This is a genomic window from Rheinheimera sp. (assembly GCF_037442525.1).
GTDB lineage: Bacteria > Pseudomonadota > Gammaproteobacteria > Enterobacterales > Alteromonadaceae > Pararheinheimera.
Map to the genome: position 1 here is coordinate 1 of NZ_JBBIQD010000009.1, position 18,906 is coordinate 18,906.

Sequence of the window (18,906 nt, forward strand, 5' to 3'; positions counted from 1 at the left end):
GGCCTTTTTGCTTTTTGTTCTTGCCCACAGCTTCCATGCTGGATGCGGCAGAAACACTGCAGGAGAGCGGGAAAGCAGCTATAATGCGCACGTTTTTTGGTCAGGGGTCTTTATGTTAGTTCGGATTGTCCAGTACTGCTGGTTTCGGGTGTCGCGGTTAAGCTGGTTATCCTGGCTCAAGCTTATCCCTATTTTGTTCACCTTGCTGTTGCTGATATCCACTTTCGGTTCCCCGGTGCCCGACCGTCAGTACCATTTTCCAACGGCTGAAACTATTCAAAGTAATTTCCATGTGGTGGAGTTTAATGATGAAGGTGAGCCACATGATATGGCACAACAAGAAGCGTTATTTAAACGTATTGCAATGCCTGACAGTGCGACTGCAGAACTGGTGATCTTTGTGCATGGCTGGCATCAGAGTGCAGAGCCGCATGACGCGAACTTTGTTTCGTTTAAGAACTATATTGCCGAGCTGCAAAAAGCTGCGCCAGAGCGCAACCTGATTGGTTTGTATTTGGGTTGGCGCGGCGATAAATACGATCCCTTATGGCTGGATGAATCTTATCGCAGTGAGGGCTGGTTTGAACCCCTGGACTTCCCGACCATTTTCCAACGCAAGCGGGTGTCGCGCAAGGTTGGTGAAGTCGGTGTCAGTCGTTTGCTGGACAGATTGGATGCTGTGGTCGAACAGGGGGCATTAAAACGATATATTTTTATCGGCCACAGCCTGGGAGGCTCAGTGGCCATTCATGCCAGCAAGGGCCGTGTAAAAGCTGCTATCGATCAAGGGAAACAAAACCCGAATTTGTATTTACTGTTAAACCCCGCCATTACCGCCAAAGAATACAAGCCATTGGATTCATTGCTGAGTGTCGACAGGCAGAAACCCAGCATGGTGGTGTTGCAGTCCAAAGGCGATTTTGCCGTAAAAGAGGCTTTTAATTTCCTGAAGGATGGCGAACGCGCGGTTGGCAACTCCTGGGCTATTACCCACGACATTGATAAATGCCCTCGCGGCAATTGCGAAATACAGCTGAACCTGAACAGTCAGTTGGCGCAGCATGACGCCATCCCCGGCTGCATGATGCAGCTGGACCGCTCAGGCTGGCGTATCCGGGCCAGGGTACAAGCCCGCAGAGGCATCGACAGTTGTGATGATGCCAATATGCAGGCGGTATGGGTTCTGGCCGTGTCAGACGATATTATCTTTGGTCATAATGGTATTTTAACGCCGGACCATGCCGGTGCGCTGGCAGAGATTCTGCGCCTGATTGACCGTCATAATAACCAAATCCCGGAAGCGCTGTAAGGTTCAGTGCCATAGGATCAATATGGTGCCAGCGACTGTCATGGCTGCACCAAGCCAGGCGCCTGCTGCCGGCCGGCGTTTATACACCAGCCACAATAAAGGCACTACCACCACAGGGCTGACGGATGACAACATACCAACCAGTCCGGCATCACCTTGCTTCAATGCCTGCAGGATCAGCGTCATCCCTATCACCATGGATAATGCGGCGTTGATCAAAACCAGCATAAACACCCTGAAGTTCATCGGCAGGTAACAGCGGGCCACTTTGAACCCCAACCAGAACAAGGTTAAATGGGCCGCTAAAGCCACCGTCATCCGCACGGCAGAGGCTGCCACTGCATCAATGTCCGTTTCCATCAGCGGTTTAATCATCAGGGTGGATGCTGCCTGACAGAAGGCCGACACCAGGCCCAGTGCTATGCCTGATCGCAACTGGCCAGAATCCGCTTCCCAGTGGTGCTGTTCTTCATTGCGTCGGCCAAATAAAATGGCTGTCATGACCCCACTGCTGAGCAGGCTGCAACCAGCCAAAGTCCAGCCCCAAATGGACTCCCCCAGAAACAGGTAAGCCAGCAGTACGGAAAACATGGCATGGGTTGCAAACAGTACACCGGCGCGTCGTGGGCCAAGCCGGTTCATCGATGCAAAAAGCGAGGTGTCGCCTATTAAGATGCCAACCAGTGCCGAGACCGCCAGCAATGGCAGCTGTGAGCTTTGCAAGGTGCTGACGCCACCCAAAGCAAAGGCCATCAGCCATAACAAAGTAGCTGCACAGGCCAGGCGGTAGCGGGTAAACGCAAAAGCGCCCAGGTGACTGGCTGCTTTGGCCGACAGCAGACTGCCAACGGCCCAACAGCAGGCTGCCAGCAGGGCCAGATATTCAAAGGGCACTAATAGATCCCTGAAGAGAGATAACGGTCACCACGGTCACAGATAATGGCCACAACCACACGACCTGGCTGCTGCTGAGCAATTTGCAGCGCAGCATAAACGGCACCGCCAGAGCTGACCCCACAAAAAATACCTTCTTCGGTGGCCAGCTGGCGCATGGTACGCAGCGCGTCGTCCTGGGTGATATCCATCACTTCATCCACCCGCGAGCGTTCAAAGAAACCCGGCAGATAGGCCTCTGGCCAGCGGCGGATGCCTGGAATGCTGCTGCCTTCGGCCGGTTGCAAACCAATAATCTGAATGGCCGGGTTTTGCTCTTTCAGATAACGGGAGCAACCCATAATGGTCCCCGTGGTGCCCATGCTGGAGACAAAATGGGTTATCTGTTGCTGGCTTTGTTGCCACAGCTCAGGCCCTGTCGTGGCGTAATGTGCCGCCGGGTTGTCCGGATTATTAAACTGGTCCAGCACCAGTCCTTTACCTTCGGCCTGCAGTTGTTTGGCTAAATCGCGGGCGTATTCCATGCCCTGTTCTTTGCTGACAAGAATCAATTCAGCACCATAGGCCCGCATCGACGCTTTGCGCTCTTCGGTCATATTGTCCGGCATAATCAGCTTCATTTTGTAGCCTTTAATGGCGGCCGCCATGGCCAGTGCAATACCAGTGTTGCCGCTGGTGGCTTCAATCAGTGCGTCACCGGGTTTGATATCGCCCCGCTTTTCGGCTTGCTGTAACATATACAGAGCAGGTCTGTCTTTCACTGAGCCTGCTGGGTTATTGCCTTCAAGTTTTACCAGTACTGTACTGCCCAGACCTTGGGTCAGCCTTTGCAGCTGTACCAGTGGCGTCTGGCCTACATAAGATTCAATGGTAGGGAACATTAAGACCTCACTGCAGATAGGCGTTTCAGATTATCGACCAGCACAGCAGTCGCCATCGCGACATTCAGGGATTCAGTCTGGCCAAAGGCTGGGATCGTCACCTTGCGGCTGATCAGCGGCGCCAGCCCAGCGCTGATGCCGTTGGCTTCATTGCCCATCACCAGGTAACCGCCTTGCTGCTGCAGTGCTAACTGGTGAATGTTTTCACCTTGCAGATAAGCTCCAAACACAGGCAAGCGGGTCTGTCCAAGCCAGCCTGACAGGTCACCGTAATGCAACTGCACCCGCAAGAATGAGCCTTTGGCTGCCGCTATCACTTTAGGGTTATACAAATCCACAGTGTCGGATGAACAGAGGATATGGCGGATACCGTACCAGTCGGCAATGCGGATCATCGCGCCTAAATTACCCGGATCGTTGATTTGATCTAACACCAGCACCCAGTCGCCTTCACTTTCCAAAAAGCCTGTGTCGGCAGGAATTTCCACTGCGGCTACGGCGGCATCATTGGTCTGGAAGCTACCTACTTGGGCTAATTCAGCCGGGCTGGCCTGTTGCACCAAAGCCGCCTTTTGTGTGTACTGGGCATGCTGCTCTAAAAAGCTGTCTGTGGCGAATAAGGCTTTCACTTGCCAGTCACTTTGCAGTAATTCCAGCACCGCTTTTTCGCCTTCCACGACAAACAGCTGCTCAATTTTGCGGTACTTTTTTTGCTGCAACGAACGCAGCAGCTTTGCCCATTTCTGACTGATCATAAACCCTACTTACCTGAAGGCGCAGCCCGCCGGACCGCGCTTTTTCTTTCGAATATCTATTGCTTACCTGGACGGGCAGAGTCAACCCAACCCCTACGGCTTTACATGGAGGCCTGATATTTTTTCTGACCCGCTACCCAGCTTTGCTGAACCTGCACTTGCCACAACTGCTCAGCAGGAATTTGGTAGATATTCCGGTCAATTAAAATAAAGTCAGCCCACTGATCTGGCAGTAGGCTGCCCAATTGTTGATCCTGAAAAGCGCCGTAAGCGGCGTCAACCGTAAAGGCTTTTAAAGCTTGGGTCAGGGTTAAACGTTGTTGGGGTAACCAACCACCGACCGGCTGGTTCTGCTGGTCCTGGCGGGTTACGGCTGCGTGAATGCCGAAGAAGGGGTTGGCGAGCTCCACCGGGAAATCCGAGCCGCCGACAATACGGCTACCCTGGTCGACAAAACTTTTCCAGGCATAAGCGCCGCGCAACCGCGCCACACCTAAGCGGTCTTGCGCCATATTTTTATCTGAGGTCGCATGGGTCGGTTGCATGGCTGGCAGAATATGCAGTTTGGCAAAACGCGGAATATCTTTAGGCGCAACAATTTGCGCATGCTCCACCCGGTGGCGGCCTTGCAGGCGTTGCTCGTCTGTCGCCAGTTGCTCAAACCTGTCGAGTACCAGGCGGTTGGTTAAATCGCCAATGGCATGCACATTGGTCTGAAAGCCAGCCTCCAGTGTGAGCTTCATCACTGCCGTTAACTGATCCGGCTGAGTGACAAACAAACCTTTTTGTTCCGGTTTGTCACTATAGGGTTGAATTAATGCTGCGCCACGGCTGCCCAAGGCGCCGTCGCCATAAATTTTCACCGAGCGCACCACCAGTTGATCGGCCGGATCCAGCAGTGGGCCTGCCTTTAACCAGTTTTTCAGTTGTGGGTCAGTCGCAGACAACATGGCGTAGATGCGTACTGGCAATTGCTGTCTGCTTTTCAGCTGCTGATAGGTTTGCAAGGTGGCCGCATCAATACCGGCATCATGCACAGAAGTGATGCCCAGCGATAACAAGTGGCTAAATGCGGCTTGCAGTGCAGCCTGCCGTTCATCTTCGGTGCTTTGTGGAATGTGCTTTTCCAGCAACAACATGGCGTTATCAATCAGCACCCCGGTTGGGTTGCCTTTGGCATCACGGATAATTTCGCCACCTGGCGGGTCCAGGGTTTCTTTACTGATACCAGCCAGTGCCAGGGCTTTACTGTTGGCCCAGCCAGCATGGCCATCGATTCGGGTTAACCAGACCGGCTTGTCTGCAATAGCTTCATCAAGCAGGGTTTTTCCCGGAAACTGGCGCTCTGGCCATAACACCTGGTTCCAACCGCGGCCAAGCACCCATTGAGCCTGTGGCTGGGATTTGGCAAAGGCAGCAACGGCAGTGACGGCTTCTGCTTCACTGCGACTGTTACGTAAATCCACCTGATTCAGGTTTTGTCCCAAACCCAGCACATGGCCGTGGCCGTCAATCAAGCCAGGCAACAAAGTTTTACCCTGACCATCCAGGGGGTTCGCCTGCTCAAAGCCGCTTAGCTGGTTACCGCGGGCCAGCACTTTGCCACTTTGGTCATCAAAAGCCAGCTGGCTGAACTGGATCAGCTCGCCTTTGGTATCAAAACCATAACCCTGAATATTGGTCAGCAGCACAGGAGCAGCACTGACGGTGCTGCTGAGTAATGCAAAAACCAGTGAGGAGGTGAACAGCTTCATTGGAGTTTCCCTGGGTTGGTCCGCGCCGGAACCAGCCGGACTAGCGGTAGCGTTTTTGAGCTTTTTTCTGGCGGATCTTGTCGCGTTCCGCTTTTTCTGCCGCTTTTTTGGCTTCTTCTAACTTAGCATTCTGCAATTCCACTGTCACCATATCCGGGGTTTCCAGACTGATGGGCCCAAACAGGCCGGCTCGCAGTTCGGTGATCAAAATGGCGCCGGCTTTTTGCAGGTCGACCACACCACCTTTTTTCATACAACCACGGCGCTCGCCTAAGGCATCCAGCAGTGCCACGTCATTCTCTGGCTGTTCGGTCAATTGATAACGCGCCATCACCTGTTGTGGATAATGTTGCAATAAGTAATCGGCGGCAAAAATAGCGATATCAGCGTAATCAAAAGCGGTGTCTTTAATGGCGCCGGTCACAGCCAGGCGGTAACCGCAACTGGCCGGGCTTAACTTCGGCCATAAAAAGCCAGGCGTGTCGGTCAAAATGACATTGTTGTCCAGCTTAATACGCTGCTGCATTTTGGTGACGCCGGCTTCGTTGCCGGTTTTGGCAATGACGCGACCCGCCAGGGTGTTGATCAGGGTGGATTTACCGACGTTTGGAATGCCCATAATCATGGCGCGGGCACCGCGTATCTCTAAATTGCGCTCTGGCAGCATCTGATTACAGAGTGCCAGCAGGCTTTTGATATGCTCAGGGTTTTGTTGGCTGATCGGAATAGCCTGAATGCCTTTTTCTTCGCCAAACTTCTGCACCCAGAGTTCGGTGACGGCCGGGTCGGCCAGATCGGCTTTATTCAATACTTTGATCACTGGTGTGTCGCCCCGTAACTCGGGCACCAAAGGGTTTTCGCTGGAAAAAGGAATGCGGGCGTCCAGCATTTCGATAATGATATCGACCTGCGGCATCACTTCAGCAATTTCTTTTCGGGCTTTGTGCATGTGGCCCGGGAACCAGTTTATCGACATAAAGCTTCTCGCATACGGATCTGCTGTGGCAGACTGAATCAACAAAACCAGTATTTTACGCTGTTGTGGCGGCTGGCAGGAATTTTTTTCCAAACAGCTGGTCTTTGTTGCAGTGAATTCAGGGAGTGAGTGGGTATGAACAAAGTAGTCAGCCTGTTGTTGATGCTGTGCAGTAGTTCTGCGTTGGCGGTCAGTTTTGTGCAACAGCAAGTGCAGTTACAACATCCAGCCAACGGCGATATGGTGCTGATGCCCAAAGCCGGGGTGCTGTTGCAGTCTGGCCATTCCGATACCCAGCGCTGGCTCAGCTGGGTGGATTTATCCAACCGGCAAGTCACATTACTGGGCTTACCCGCTCATGTGCAGTTCTTCCAGCAAGCCAGCTTAGCCGGCCAGGCCAGCGAAAGTCTGGTGGTGTTGGGCTCTGAAGGCGTCAGTCGCTATGACGCCACCAGCCAAAGCTGGTCCCGTTTAATTAATACCGAATCGCTGTACCGGGCTGTGGACCAAAAGCGCCTGCCGAGCCTGGATTTTGTGCAAGACGTTAACAAAGATGGCTTGAGCGATTTTCTGATCCCGGATTTTCAGGCCTACCATCTTTACCTGCAGCAGGCCGATGGCAGCTTTAACCGCTTCAGCCTGCCGGTGCAAAGCCGGATGTCGGTGTTTCAGGCTGAACCTGATTACCGCAGTAAAAAGCCGTACCAGCTGGATCTGGATCAGAATGGCCTGACTGATATTGCCTTTCAGCAGGACGACCAGCTTTTGGTGTATATGCAGCAGGCTGGGGGCTTTAGCACTGAGCCAAAACGGGTTGACCTGCAGTTGGGGTTAACACCGGACAACCAGGCCGAGCTGAGGGGCGGTGATGGTCGCAGTTTCCAGGGCCTGCAAATTCGCCGTCTTTTTGATATCAAAGACTTAAATGCAGATGGCCTGGCCGACCTTGTGGTGCGCCAGGAGCAATTTCAGGACGCGGTAGAACAAAGCTACAGCTACAGGGTGCATTATGCGGTGGCGGGGGTGCAAGGTCTGAGCTGGCCCGCCGAACCTGGAGGCCTGATTCATACCAAAGGTATTCAGTCGGAGCCGTTGTTTGTGGATTTAAATGGTGATCAAAAGCTGGATTTTTATACCCCGGCCGCCGAGTTTGGTATTGGTAAGCTGGTACGGGCTTTGCTGGCGGGAACGGCGGGGCTTGAGTTGCAATTTTTCCCTCAGTTGACCAGTGGCCAGTATCCGGTAAAACCCGTGTATCGCCAGGATGCAACGGCTCAGGTCAGTATCGGCAGCGCTCAGGTGAATTTGCCGGTGCTCAAAGTGCTGAGCAGTGCCACTGTGCCTGCATTATTACTGATAGGGGATGAAGACCATCTGAAAATCTATGCCAGTGCCAAAGAGAAACTGTTCAGCAGCAAAAGTGTGAGGTTAAAACAAGCGGTACCGCTTAATGGTATGACCGCTGAAGCACTGGATTTAGACCAAAACGGAAAAATGGATTTGGTGTTGCCTTTTACTCACCAGGACCCGGCCGAAGTGCGAAATCAGCTGCATTTTTTACTGCAGCAATAATCAGGGGCGCAACCAACGCTGCATTTTTGGGTAACCTTCCAGTTGTCCGGCAGGGGCACACATTCCATACCAGCTGAGCAGCGGGTGGCCAAAACCACCCTGTTCGGTGAACGCCTGGATATAACTGGCGGATCCGCCTTTGTATCCATCCGGGTGAAACAAAAACTCTGCAGGCAACTGCAACTGTTGTAACGCAGCCCAGGACCAGGCAATAGCCGCCATTTCTTCTCCGGGTCCCTGATCCGCAGATTCATTGACATTGTCATTTAACAGATGCCGGGTTGCTTCCGGCATCACTGCTATATGTCCGGCTTCATGCAATAAATCACCGGGATAGGTCAGTTGTTCCGGGTCAATCAGCAGGGTGCCATTTTTGATCAGAATACCGGGTAAAAAACCGGATGCTGCCAGAGGTTCCAGCTGATAGCTGATACCAATAGCCCTGAAAAAATTCAGCACCTTAGATAATTCATCCATTCAACTCATATCCTCTGCAGTGGAACTAATAGACTTCAGATTTTCCCGGTCGGAGCTTTCTTAGTTCCTTTTTTCTGTTAGTCTGGATTTTATAGAGGAAAACCAGTGGTTTAGCTATGAGTATTTGTCATTTTTCTTTCCTGGGATATGCGGAGAATTATCGGCAAATCCAACAGGAATTGCCGCTGCTGGAAGCGCAGCCGTGGACAGAGCATGTCAACAGGCGGGATTATCAGGGCGAATGGGATGTGCTGCCGCTGCGATGTGCTGCGGAACATCAATATGCCCACGGTATTTTGCAAAGTTTTACCCGGACTGACGCTGAAGATTGGGTGGATTTAGCTGTGCTCGAGCTGGCTCCAGCCCTGAAACACTTTTTGGCCTCCTGGCCTTGCCCCGTCAAAGCGGCCCGTTTAATGCGGCTGCAGCCACAGGCTGTGATCAAACCTCACCGCGATCACGGGCTTTGCCTGGAGCAGGGCGAAGCCCGTTTGCATTTATGTCTGCAGTCCAATCCGCTGCTGCATTTTTATGTGGCAGGGCAAAGAGTGCCTATGCAGGAAGGGCAAATTTGGTACATCAATGCCGATCAAACCCATAGCGTTGAAAATCTGGGTGCGGGCAGCAGAATTAATCTGGTGCTGGATTGTGTGGTGACCCCCTGGCTGAAGGAGCAAGTCTGTGCAACAGCAGAATAACGAACTTTTTAACAGCGCTTTTCTGGAGCGGTTTGGCCGTGCTTTGCTGGATTGCCCCTCCTCTGGTTTATCCAAACAGCTGGTAGACCCTGTATTGCATAAGCTGTGCGACCTGATTGATCTGGAATTGCATCCGGAATTTTTTACCGATCCAGATGCAACAGCGACAGCTTATGGCAAGGCCGTTTCCCCAACCACTGCAGCTCAATGTGCGGAAGACGCAGAGCGGGGCCGGGTTTTTACCCAGGGACTGTATCAGGCTATTTGTGATCAGTTGCAACTGAAGCCCACACAACCGGTGCGAGTATTGTATGCAGGCACAGGGCCTTTAGGCTGGTTGTTATTGCCCCTGCTACCTCTGTTTACTGCACAGCAGTTGCAGGTAACAGCTTTGGACATTCATCAGTGGTCATTACAAAGTTTGAGGCGTCTGACCGATGGTTTTGGTCTGTCGGACCGGATTTGCGACTGGGTTTGTGCCGATGCCACTGCCTGGCAACCTAAATCAGCTGAGAGTTTTGATTTAATTCTGTCAGAGACGATGAAACATCTGCTGCAACAAGAGCCTCAGGTGCAGGTGTTTCGTCATTTGCAGCAGTTTTTAGCACCTCAGGGGCAGCTGATCCCACAACAAATTAAACTGGATGCCTATCTGGAGTGGACTGAACAACAACAGAAAAAGCTGCAGTGGCTTGGGCCCTTATTTAGGCTGAATTTAGCCTTATGCCGCACTTTGGCTGCTGGTGATGAGTCGGCTTTTTCTGGCGAATTGTGGTTGCCTGAGTTTGAAGCAGGGCCAGTGGATCTGAAGTTAACCACAGAAGTACAGGTGTACCGGAGCCACTGGCTGAAAGAACAACAGTCACAACTTACCTTACCCCGTTATAAACAGCGGCTGATGCTGCAACCCGCTTCTGTTGTGCGCTTTCAGTATCAGCAGTTGGGTGAACCTGATTTTGAGTTTCAGTACACCGAGTTATGGCCAACCCTGTGTGAGAGCAGCGACACCAGTTGTGCCGGTTTATTCCATGCCAAAAGGTTATGGCAAAAAGCCATGCTTAAACGCTATAAAAAGTTGCAGGCTGATGTTGCAGAAGAGTGGGTGCTGGATAAAGCGTTGTTGGATTTGTCTGGTATTGGGTTGGAACCCGGTATTCAGGCTTTGCATCGTTGTGGCCGGTTAAGCGACTTTGCTGCTTTTTTAACGCCTTATCTGCAGCAACTGGACCTCGATGCGCTGAATCAGCAGTTGCGGGATTTACAGCAGCAATCCGCCACGCCTTTGCCTGTGGTACTGACTGCTGAGCAACTGGAGTTCTGGCAGCGTGAAGGTTATCTGGTGATCCCGGGCGTATTAAGCCAAGAGCAATGCCGGCAAAGCCGTGAGGTGATTTGGCAGTATTTACAGGCGGATCCACAAGAGAGAGACAGCTGGTATCAGAAAACCGACAAAATGCAGAAAATTATGCTGCAACTGTTTCGCCATCCTGTGTTGGATGCCAATCGTGACGTACCGCTGATCCGGCAGATTTTTCAGCAGCTGTGGCAGCGCACCGATTTAGTCATGACCACAGACAGAGTGAGTTTTAATCCACCGGAAACTGCGCTTTGGTCGTTCCCCGGACCCGATATGCATTGGGATGCGGAACTGATAGCGCCAGTGCCTTACGCCACTCAGGGACTGATTTATTTAACAGACACTGAAGAACAGCAAGGTGCTTTTAGTTGTGTGCCGGGTTTTCATCATCAGATTGATGATTGGATCAGAAACTCAGGCAAATCGGCTATGCAGTTGCAGCAGCAAAATTGGGCTGACTGGCCGGTGAAAGCCATAGCGGCCAAAGCGGGTGATTTAATTATCTGGCATCAGGCGCTGCCTCATGGTGCCAGCCCTAATCGTCATCATCTGCCCCGTATGGTGCAATACATCAATATGTATCCGGCAACAATGTTATCGGCCGCCAGGTCATGAACAGGCCGCAGCTGTACCAGCAACTGCTGCATAATGAAGCACAATTGCGCTTTTTGTGGGGCTGTGAAGGACTGGAGCAGTTTGTCCGCCTGATGGCTGATTTTTTACACTGGCCTGAGCTTGAATTTCAGCAACTGCTGGTATTTTTGCGCGAGCAAAACCAGCAACTGCTGCAGCCTGATCTGGAGCTGTTCAGCCGGTGTTGGTTTCCTTATGCCTACAAAAGGGCAGGGCAACAACTACTGTGGATCCCGGCTTTTCAAAAACCTGAACAGCCTTTTCTGGAAGATGATCTGGTGAGCTGGCGGCAAAGTTTGCTGGCGCAATTGATCCGGCCTGTGACACAACTGCAGCCTCTATTGGCGCAACTGCAGAACCTGCCTGTGGTGCAGCCACAATTGCTGATCTTTCATTGGTCCAGATGTGGTTCTACCCTGGTGTCGGGTTGCCTGATGCTGGAGCCAGAGCTGAACGTCTTGTCGGAATCTATGCTGATCAGTGATGTGTTACAGGACCCTGAGCTGAGTCCTTATCAGGCACAGTGTCTGGATTTGCTGGTACGGTTACAGGGCAGGTTCAGGCATCAGGAGCAACAGTTGGTGATCAAATGCAATGCCTGGGATTTACAGCACTGGCGGCTATGGACTCATGTGTTTCCAGAGAGCAGATTATTGGGGTTGATCCGGCAACCTGAAGCTATTCTGGCGTCCCACCAGCGTGTATCAGGCCGGCATATGGTGCGGCAACCACCAGAGCTCTGGTCCGGTATACAACAAGGGCTGAGCTTATTGCAATACAGAGTCGAAGTGATCCGGCAGATGGCGGATTTTATGCTGCAATTACAACAGGAAAAGCCAGTGCTGGTGCTGGATTACCGGCAACTGGTCGCCACTTCAGCCACTGAACTGGCCACACTGCTGGGCATTCAGCTGGATGAGCCACAATCTATGGCCTGGCAAAAGCGCAGAACTATGGATGCCAAGGCCCGGCAGACGGTATTTATCGCTGCTCCACAAGACCCGGCAACACAGTTCACAGCGCAGGAACAACAACTGATCCGTGAGCGGCTGCACAGTTGTTATCAGCTGTTATCTGGCCAGGGACTGGCATAACCCAGACGTTGTGCCAGCCGGGCTATTTGGTCAAACTGACAAAGCCGTGGAAACTCCAGTGGCTGGGGCTGCATCGCCAAACCAAACTGATCCACCTTCTGCTGCACAGGCCAGTAGCTTGTGGTGGGGCTTTCTAAAAAATCGGCCAGTTGCTGCTGGCTTTTGGCTGAAAACAACTCACTAAAACTCAGACTGAGCCAGTCGGCTTTTGGCCAGTGTTGTTGATAACGCAAAGCCTGATGCTGAACTTCAGCCCAGTACCACAGGTTTTTTTCCGCCGGGTTTAATTCAGGCCAAAGCGCTTTATGTTGCTGCAATAAATCCTGCTCATCTGCCGGCAGATACAGATTTTTGATCGGCAAATGGGGCAAAAAAGGTGGCACAAAAGCATTCAGTTTCAGTAGCGATTCTACAGACTGCAGCGGGTCACGGTGAATATGCAGCACTTTTACCCGGTCCAAATGTTGTTTAAACCAGTCCAAATGCCGCCAGCACGGAAAACCCGTTTCGATATAAGTATAACCTTGTGCTATTTGTTGCCGGATAAAATCCAAATGTGATTTTAAAAGTTCCGTATTCTGTGCCAATGGCGTAGTCGGGCTATTGAGATCTGGCCTGTACTGAAAGTGTAAAGGCTCATGCCGCACAACAAAATTGTCAGACCACAGCTGTAAGGTATCGGCCAGCCATTGGGTACCACAACGTCCTGTGGACAGAACAAAATACGCTGTCATTAGCTCTTCCTTTTCACGTATAGCCCGGCAGGTACCGGCTGGTAATTTGAAACCTGCTTGGTTATGCTGAGCCAAAACATAATATAAAACAAGGATATGCTATGCAAAAGCTGCAACTGCCTGAGGGGTTGTCAGTGCGCCCGGCCAATGGCAAAGACAAGGTGTTTCTGGAAGCCTTGTATCAATCCACAAGGGATGATTTGGGGCTGATGGATGTATCCGCAGAACAAAAAGCTGAACTGCTGGAAATGCAATTCAGGGCTCAGACTCAGGGCTACGGCGATGCGTACCCGAATGCGATGTATTTTATTATCGAAAAACATCTCGAAGCCATAGGCAAAGCCACGCTGGATTTTGGCCCAAACGAAGTGCGGCTGATTGATTTAGCCTTAATACCGCCGGCCAGAGGCAAAGGTTTAGGGGCTGCGGTAGTACAGGCCTTTCAGCAGGCTGCAGCTGCGGTGGCTGTGCCTATGACATTGACGGTGTTGCAGGAAAATACAGTAGCCAAAGTGTTGTACCAGCGGCTTGGCTTTGTCACAACAGCAGTACAACAGCCTTACGAGCTGATGATCTGGTATCCGCCTGCCTTACAAAAAATCATTGTTTGAGTTTTAACTCTAAATGATGACTTAAATTAACTTATTAAAATCTATGGTTTTTAGTGGCTTTTATCCGCTTACTTTTCTAAGCTGATTTGGCGCGACTAAAGGGTCATGGTATTTGGGAACTAGAATGCAACAATTTAACTTCGATACATTAACGGCCTTGCTGAACCAGCAGATCCAGTTGAAGGACGGCAGCAACAATGTGGTTCAGCTCAATGTAGACAAGGTTTCGTTACCCCGCTTTGCAACCGACGAGTATGAAGCTTTTTCGGTTGACCTGAGCAGTGCAGCAGAGGTGCATTGCCCCAGTGGTAATTATCTGTTTTGCCACCCGTCTTTTGGTGAAGTGCAGCTGTTTATGTCGCCTTATGCAGCAGATAAGTATCAAATTGTGGTATCGCGCAAAAAGAACTGACACTGCCAGGGTGAGCTGGGTTTTGCACCTGAAGTTGTAGTGTTTCCTTTCATTTCAGGAGAACAATAATTATGTCCATGCCTTATATAGGTGAAGTCAGAATGTTCGCCATCCCCTTTGCCCCGCGGCATTGGGCTGACTGCTCAGGTCAGCAGTTGGCGATTAATCAAAATCAGGCCCTTTTTTCGTTGTTGGGTACTGTGTTTGGCGGCAACGGCACTACAACTTTTGCATTACCGGATTATCGCGGCAGAACGCCTTTAGGTACAGGGACAGACTCAAGTTCAGGTATGACCTACACCTCAGGTCAATCCGGTGGTCTGGAGAATGTAACGTTGATCACTTCTCAGTTGCCGCAGCATAACCATTATTTTTACGCGCAGAATGACACTGGTACTTTAGCCAACCCAAATCCTCCTGCAGGCTCTAACATCTGCGCCAAACCTGATGTTGGTTCTTACTATGTGGCGCCCGACAGTAATCTGACGACTTTGGCTGCTGATGTTTTGTCAGAGACGGGTGGAGGTCAGCCACATAATAATTTGCAACCCAGTTTAGTGTTGCGTTTTTCCATTGCCCTGCAGGGCGTATTCCCATCCCGTAATTAAGGAGAGCCAAATTATGTCAGCACCTTTTATGGGGGAAGTCCGTGTTTTTGCCGGTACTTTTGCCCCAAGAGACTGGGCCTTTTGTAATGGACAAAGTCTGGCTATTTCTCAGTACGACGCGCTGTATGCACTGTTGGGTACCACCTATGGTGGTGATGGCGTGAATACCTTTAATGCACCCGATGCCAGAGGCCGTGTCCCTGTAGGGCAAGGCACTGGTCCGGGTTTAACCGCCAGAGTGCAGGGTCAGATGTATGGCACTGAAACTGTGACTTTGCTAAGCGCACAAATTCCTGCACATACTCATACAGTAGCTGTATCTAATACCGAAGCTAATCTGAATACCCCTTCGGGTCAGCTCATTGGTCAGGGTTACCATTATTTTGCTCCGACCACACCGATACAACGCACTGGGCAGTTATTACCCAATGCCATAGGAACTACTGGTGGTAGTCAACCGCACGAAAATATGATGCCGTTTCTGGCCATGAGTTTTATTTTGTGTTTGCAGGGTATTTTCCCTTCACGTAACTAAGGAGATACATAATGTCTGAACCATTTGTGGGGGAAATCCGGCAGTTTCCTTATAGTTTTGCGCCACATAACTTTGCCTATTGTGCTGGTCAGTTAATGCCTATTCAGCAAAACACGGCTTTGTATTCCATCCTGGGGATCAATTACGGCGGTAATGGCACCAGTAACTTTGGTTTACCTAATTTACAAGGCCGGGCCATGATGCATCAGGGCAACGGGCCCGGTTTAACCCCCCGTGTTGTCGGGGAGAGTGATGGAACACCCTCTGTGAATTTAATTCAAACAGAGATCCCTGCTCATAATCATCTGATGACAGTAAAAATTGGTGCCGCTGGTAGTATTACTGTAACTGGCACTGGTGGATATCTGACTGTATCAGAGCAATCTGATGGAACAACCCGGCAAAATGCCTACAGTAATCAGACTAATCAGTTGGTACCCTTAGCGCCTACTATGCTTAGTGTTTCAGGTGGCAGTGCTGCGCATGAGAACCGTCAACCTTTTTTGGTGATCCCATTTTGCATCGCATTATTTGGTATGTTCCCGTCACGTAACTAAGTCAACGTTTAGCTGTTTAAACCTGCAGTAAGCTAATATTCTTATCAACTTATTGCAGGTTTTTTAGTTATATCAGTATGTTTTTTAAGCGAATTTCCATTATTTTCATTTAACGCTGGCGCGCAGTACCTGTTGTGATTACAATTTAGGCAAAATGAATTGGAGCTGAACCTGCTTTAGCTCAAAGAAGTACAACAGGGATTTGTAGTGGCGCGTTTTCATTTTATATCCGGTTTGCCGCGTTCAGGCTCCAATTTACTTGCTGGTACACCGCAGCTATGCCTCGACGCGTATCCAAATTACAAAGCAGGAGCGAGTAAACCACTTGAGTCAAATAAGCTTTCTGCGTTGAAAGCTGTTCTGCAGTGGTGTTTTTGCGTATTACTTGCCATAGCCTCTGGTTCTGTCTTTGCCTCCCTCTCTGAGCTGAAGCAGCGTTTGCCGCTAAGATTTACCAATTTAAATTCAGACGTTGTATTGCAACACACAGACACGGGTTATGTATTAACTCAGGCACAACGTTCACTCCCAGTGGCGCTTGCCAGTCGTCTGGTTGTTAAAACGCGATTTGATGTTTCTGCAAGCGAGTTAAAGGCGTTGGGGCTATCTGTTTCCAGAGTTCAGCAGCTAGCAAAATTACAACAGACAAGCCTTTGGCTGTTGACGTTTGAACAGGTGAATGACTTACAAAAAGCAATCACAGCTCTACAGCAAGACCCCCGGGTATTTTACGCTCAACCGGATTTGTTACAAACTCGCCAGTTTGCACAGCAACAGCCCGGTAACCGAGAGCTGGCGAAGGTTTCTAATCATGCCGGTGTACAAAAAAGGCCAGTTCGTTTAGCCGTTGTCGATGATGGCTTTAATTTTAAACACCCTGAATTCGCCAGTTTAAATCTGATATTTGAATATGATGCCGACCTGAAGGTTAAGAATGCCAGCCCGAAAAGCGATCTGGATCAACACGGTACATTAGTGGTTGGTGTCATTGCGGCTGCTGCCGATCACAAAGGTATAGATGGCTTGGCACCAACTGTTGAGCTGATTGCCATTCGACAGGTGTCCAGTTGGACATCTGATATGGTGGTGGCTTTTTCGGTTGCGCGTATGATGCATGCCGATGTGGTGAACAGCAGTTGGACGCTGCCGTTTTTACCTGAGCCTCTGTTTGATCTGTTAACAGATTGGGTGCAGGACACCCAACCTTATCTACTGTTTGCCGCCGGAAATAATCAGCAGGATGCCTGTAATATCAATGCCTTGAGCCACTTGCCTCAGGTCTGGCTGATTGGTGCAGCAACCCGAGATGGCAAGAGGTTACCTTACTCTAACTATGGTTCCTGTGTGGCTTTTTACGCGCCAGCAAAGTTTAGCAGTACTGCAGCTAATGGGCAGGGTTATAGCGAATTTGGCGGAACCTCAGCTGCAACTGCTTATGCAAGCGGATTGGTGGCCCGCGAGCTGGCTCAGGGCCGTAAACCGGATAAAGCCACTATGCAACAGTTGTTCAGTAGATCAACGCCAACTCATGGTAGCTTGTGATGAGCGATAACAGTAAAACGGCGAACCCTGAACTGCCGCAGAACATGGATTCTCTCTATGCGAAAATGGACTACAGTGCGCATTATTCTGCCAACTTACCTGCATTGCTCAGTCAACTTAAAATTTCGCTGGCATTCACTTCATATCAGGCTGGACGCTTGATGCTGGTGCGCAGTGACGGTCATCAGTTGGATGTGAATTACAAAAGTTTTCCCCGCCCTATGGGGTTGAGTGTGACTCGCAATAGTCTGACATTAGGTATTTTTACCCAGGTCATCAAGTTCCAGCGGGAAGACGATTTGCTGCCGCAAATTAAACAACCTCTGCAACCTATAGAACAGGATATTACTGCCCCCCGGATTAAGCCGAAAGTCACGCAGGAAAAGGGAACAGCAGAAGAACCGTCAGAATTAACCCCTGAGCAGCAAAAGCAGAAACAGCAATGGTTGGACTATCAACAGCAGTTAATGGCACCTGTTGATGAGAGGGTAGATGGCTGCTTTATCACCCGCAGTGCGCACTATACAGGCATGATTAATATTCATGATATCGACTGGGGGACAGATGGGTTATGGGCCGTCAATTCCAGCTTTTCCTGCTTGTGTACTTTAAGCCCTGAGGCCAGTTTTGTGCCGAGGTGGAAACCTCATTTTATTTCGGAATTGCTGCCGGAGGATCGTTGTCATTTAAATGGCATGACCTTAAAAGATGGCAAACCGGCCTATGTCACAACATTCTCTACTTTTAATGAAGCAGGTATGTGGCGTAAAGGCAATAAGTTCGATGGCACCCTGATGGATGTTGAACACAATGAAATTTTGCTGCGTGGTTTAAGCATGCCCCATTCGCCGCGTTATTACCGTAATAGGGTGTACTATTGCAATTCTGGCGAGGGGCAGTTGTGTCGTTTTGATCCAAGCAGCGGGCACAATGAGATTCTTGCAGAAGTGCCAGGTTTTACCAGAGGCATGGATTTTTATGGTCCATTACTTTTTGTCGGTTTATCCAAAGTGCGTCCGAGCGATGTGACTTCGCCGGCACCTTTAGCTAAAAAACATGCGGAGACATTTTCAGGGATTTGGGTATTTAATCTGGATACGTTGCAAATCGTAGCCACGCTGAAATTTACCGGCAATGTGGATCAGATTTATGACGTGGCGGTGCTGCCCAATTGCAGTTTCCCTGAGCTGATCGAGCCGTCTCATCCTCGCATGCGTAATCATTTTTGTTTTCCATCATCCAAACTTTAGTACTGGCTCGCCTTTACCATGACAGGGATTAATGTATGAGCACACATTTCAAAAAAGCGGCGTTCAAGGCCTTGTTTCCCGCACTGATGGTTGCCCCACCCGGCTTCGCTTCCGTTCGTTCGGCCTCAGTGTCGCGACAGCTGTTAACACGAGCTGTGGTTGTGGCCAGTCAACCGGAGCATCCGGAAACGCTGGATGAAAAGCAGCAGACACAGGCAAACCCTTTTGCCGCTTTCGGCCATCATGATGCCGTGGAA

The 18,906-nt window shown here is 50.5% G+C and carries 19 protein-coding genes; 12 read left to right on the forward strand and 7 right to left on the reverse strand.

The annotated features are described in order from the left end of the window. Nucleotides 1–112 precede the first annotated feature (112 nt). Nucleotides 113–1,309: a hydrolase gene (locus WKJ03_RS13150; protein ID WP_337842677.1), complete on the forward strand. Its 1,197-nt coding sequence runs from the start codon at nt 113–115 to the stop codon at nt 1,307–1,309. Between the two features lie 3 nt (nt 1,310–1,312). Here the strand turns inward: WKJ03_RS13150 and WKJ03_RS13155 are convergent, their stop codons facing one another. The 5 genes from WKJ03_RS13155 to ylqF all read right to left on the reverse strand — a co-directional run bounded on the left by WKJ03_RS13155 (nt 1,313) and on the right by ylqF (nt 6,569). After that, entirely contained in the window at nt 1,313–2,203 is an 891-nt protein-coding gene (locus WKJ03_RS13155; protein WP_337842678.1) for a DMT family transporter, read from the reverse strand. Then, nucleotides 2,203–3,084, reverse strand: coding sequence for a cysteine synthase CysM (gene cysM, locus WKJ03_RS13160; protein ID WP_337842679.1), 882 nt, complete (start codon nt 3,082–3,084; stop codon nt 2,203–2,205). Before cysM ends, WKJ03_RS13155 begins: the two co-directional genes overlap by 1 nt. Then, entirely contained in the window at nt 3,084–3,839 is a 756-nt protein-coding gene (locus WKJ03_RS13165; RefSeq protein ID WP_337842680.1) for an RNA methyltransferase, read from the reverse strand. Before WKJ03_RS13165 ends, cysM begins: the two co-directional genes overlap by 1 nt. 101 nt (nt 3,840–3,940) lie before the next feature. Beyond that, nucleotides 3,941–5,593: an amidohydrolase gene (locus WKJ03_RS13170; protein ID WP_337842681.1), complete on the reverse strand. Its 1,653-nt coding sequence runs from the start codon at nt 5,591–5,593 to the stop codon at nt 3,941–3,943. Between the two features lie 40 nt (nt 5,594–5,633). After that, nucleotides 5,634–6,569: a ribosome biogenesis GTPase YlqF gene (gene ylqF, locus WKJ03_RS13175; protein ID WP_337842682.1), complete on the reverse strand. Its 936-nt coding sequence runs from the start codon at nt 6,567–6,569 to the stop codon at nt 5,634–5,636. 135 nt (nt 6,570–6,704) lie between these two features. On the opposite strand from ylqF, the gene WKJ03_RS13180 reads away from it, so the two are divergent. Continuing rightward, the gene (locus WKJ03_RS13180; RefSeq protein ID WP_337842683.1) at nt 6,705–8,141 is read left to right on the forward strand and encodes a VCBS repeat-containing protein; all 1,437 of its coding nucleotides are present in this window, start codon (nt 6,705–6,707) and stop codon (nt 8,139–8,141) included. Here the strand turns inward: WKJ03_RS13180 and WKJ03_RS13185 are convergent, their stop codons facing one another. Beyond that, the gene (locus WKJ03_RS13185; protein WP_337842684.1) at nt 8,142–8,618 is read right to left on the reverse strand and encodes a hypothetical protein; all 477 of its coding nucleotides are present in this window, start codon (nt 8,616–8,618) and stop codon (nt 8,142–8,144) included. A 116-nt stretch (nt 8,619–8,734) separates the two neighbouring features. On the opposite strand from WKJ03_RS13185, the gene WKJ03_RS13190 reads away from it, so the two are divergent. The 3 genes from WKJ03_RS13190 to WKJ03_RS13200 are packed head-to-tail and all read left to right on the forward strand — an operon-like array spanning nt 8,735 to nt 12,400. Further along, nucleotides 8,735–9,316 carry an aspartyl/asparaginyl beta-hydroxylase domain-containing protein gene (locus WKJ03_RS13190; RefSeq protein WP_337842685.1) on the forward strand — a complete coding sequence of 194 codons (582 nt, stop codon included), beginning with the start codon at nt 8,735–8,737 and terminating at the stop codon, nt 9,314–9,316. After that, complete coding sequence (locus WKJ03_RS13195) at nt 9,300–11,288, forward strand: phytanoyl-CoA dioxygenase family protein (protein ID WP_337842686.1); 1,989 nt, start codon at nt 9,300–9,302, stop codon at nt 11,286–11,288. The genes WKJ03_RS13190 and WKJ03_RS13195 overlap by 17 nt, the downstream gene beginning before the upstream one ends. Beyond that, on the forward strand, nt 11,285–12,400 hold the full coding sequence (locus WKJ03_RS13200) for a hypothetical protein (RefSeq protein ID WP_337842687.1): 1,116 nt from the start codon (nt 11,285–11,287) through the stop codon (nt 12,398–12,400). Before WKJ03_RS13195 ends, WKJ03_RS13200 begins: the two co-directional genes overlap by 4 nt. Here WKJ03_RS13200 and WKJ03_RS13205 read toward each other — a convergent pair. Further along, on the reverse strand, nt 12,370–13,134 hold the full coding sequence (locus WKJ03_RS13205) for a hypothetical protein (protein WP_337842688.1): 765 nt from the start codon (nt 13,132–13,134) through the stop codon (nt 12,370–12,372). The two genes, WKJ03_RS13200 and WKJ03_RS13205, sit on opposite strands and share 31 nt — an antisense overlap. Nucleotides 13,135–13,235: 101 nt before the next feature. Between WKJ03_RS13205 and WKJ03_RS13210 the strand changes: the two genes are divergently transcribed. The 7 genes from WKJ03_RS13210 (at nt 13,236) to WKJ03_RS13240 (ending at nt 18,649) form a co-directional block, all read left to right on the forward strand. Next, complete coding sequence (locus WKJ03_RS13210; RefSeq protein ID WP_337842689.1) at nt 13,236–13,745, forward strand: GNAT family N-acetyltransferase; 510 nt, start codon at nt 13,236–13,238, stop codon at nt 13,743–13,745. A gap of 124 nt (nt 13,746–13,869) precedes the next feature. Then, a complete protein-coding gene (locus tag WKJ03_RS13215; protein WP_337842690.1) occupies nt 13,870–14,157 on the forward strand; it encodes a hypothetical protein in 288 nt (95 codons plus the stop codon). Between the two features lie 71 nt (nt 14,158–14,228). Beyond that, nucleotides 14,229–14,765: a tail fiber protein gene (locus tag WKJ03_RS13220; protein WP_337842691.1), complete on the forward strand. Its 537-nt coding sequence runs from the start codon at nt 14,229–14,231 to the stop codon at nt 14,763–14,765. 13 nt (nt 14,766–14,778) lie between these two features. Next, complete coding sequence (locus tag WKJ03_RS13225) at nt 14,779–15,300, forward strand: tail fiber protein (RefSeq protein ID WP_337842692.1); 522 nt, start codon at nt 14,779–14,781, stop codon at nt 15,298–15,300. A gap of 11 nt (nt 15,301–15,311) precedes the next feature. Further along, nucleotides 15,312–15,857, forward strand: coding sequence for a tail fiber protein (locus tag WKJ03_RS13230; RefSeq protein WP_337842693.1), 546 nt, complete (start codon nt 15,312–15,314; stop codon nt 15,855–15,857). Between the two features lie 207 nt (nt 15,858–16,064). Further along, nucleotides 16,065–17,399, forward strand: coding sequence for a S8/S53 family peptidase (locus tag WKJ03_RS13235; protein WP_337842694.1), 1,335 nt, complete (start codon nt 16,065–16,067; stop codon nt 17,397–17,399). Continuing rightward, nucleotides 17,399–18,649, forward strand: coding sequence for a TIGR03032 family protein (locus WKJ03_RS13240; RefSeq protein WP_337842695.1), 1,251 nt, complete (start codon nt 17,399–17,401; stop codon nt 18,647–18,649). The genes WKJ03_RS13235 and WKJ03_RS13240 overlap by 1 nt, the downstream gene beginning before the upstream one ends. Nucleotides 18,650–18,906: the final 257 nt, after the last annotated feature.

Bases quoted from the DNA above. Each gene is read 5' to 3' on its own strand.
- WKJ03_RS13230 (WP_337842693.1), top strand. From the start codon at position 15,312: ATGTCTGAACCATTTGTGGGGGAAATCCGGCAGTTTCCTTATAGTTTT.
- ylqF (WP_337842682.1), bottom strand. From the start codon at position 6,569: ATGTCGATAAACTGGTTCCCGGGCCACATGCACAAAGCCCGAAAAGAA.
- WKJ03_RS13220 (WP_337842691.1), top strand. From the start codon at position 14,229: ATGTCCATGCCTTATATAGGTGAAGTCAGAATGTTCGCCATCCCCTTT.
- WKJ03_RS13190 (WP_337842685.1), top strand. From the start codon at position 8,735: ATGAGTATTTGTCATTTTTCTTTCCTGGGATATGCGGAGAATTATCGG.
- cysM (WP_337842679.1), bottom strand. From the start codon at position 3,084: ATGTTCCCTACCATTGAATCTTATGTAGGCCAGACGCCACTGGTACAG.
- WKJ03_RS13185 (WP_337842684.1), bottom strand. From the start codon at position 8,618: ATGGATGAATTATCTAAGGTGCTGAATTTTTTCAGGGCTATTGGTATC.
- WKJ03_RS13215 (WP_337842690.1), top strand. From the start codon at position 13,870: ATGCAACAATTTAACTTCGATACATTAACGGCCTTGCTGAACCAGCAG.
- WKJ03_RS13200 (WP_337842687.1), top strand. From the start codon at position 11,285: ATGAACAGGCCGCAGCTGTACCAGCAACTGCTGCATAATGAAGCACAA.
- WKJ03_RS13180 (WP_337842683.1), top strand. From the start codon at position 6,705: ATGAACAAAGTAGTCAGCCTGTTGTTGATGCTGTGCAGTAGTTCTGCG.
- WKJ03_RS13205 (WP_337842688.1), bottom strand. From the start codon at position 13,134: ATGACAGCGTATTTTGTTCTGTCCACAGGACGTTGTGGTACCCAATGG.
- WKJ03_RS13240 (WP_337842695.1), top strand. From the start codon at position 17,399: ATGAGCGATAACAGTAAAACGGCGAACCCTGAACTGCCGCAGAACATG.
- WKJ03_RS13165 (WP_337842680.1), bottom strand. From the start codon at position 3,839: ATGATCAGTCAGAAATGGGCAAAGCTGCTGCGTTCGTTGCAGCAAAAA.
- WKJ03_RS13170 (WP_337842681.1), bottom strand. From the start codon at position 5,593: ATGAAGCTGTTCACCTCCTCACTGGTTTTTGCATTACTCAGCAGCACC.
- WKJ03_RS13150 (WP_337842677.1), top strand. From the start codon at position 113: ATGTTAGTTCGGATTGTCCAGTACTGCTGGTTTCGGGTGTCGCGGTTA.
- WKJ03_RS13225 (WP_337842692.1), top strand. From the start codon at position 14,779: ATGTCAGCACCTTTTATGGGGGAAGTCCGTGTTTTTGCCGGTACTTTT.
- WKJ03_RS13210 (WP_337842689.1), top strand. From the start codon at position 13,236: ATGCAAAAGCTGCAACTGCCTGAGGGGTTGTCAGTGCGCCCGGCCAAT.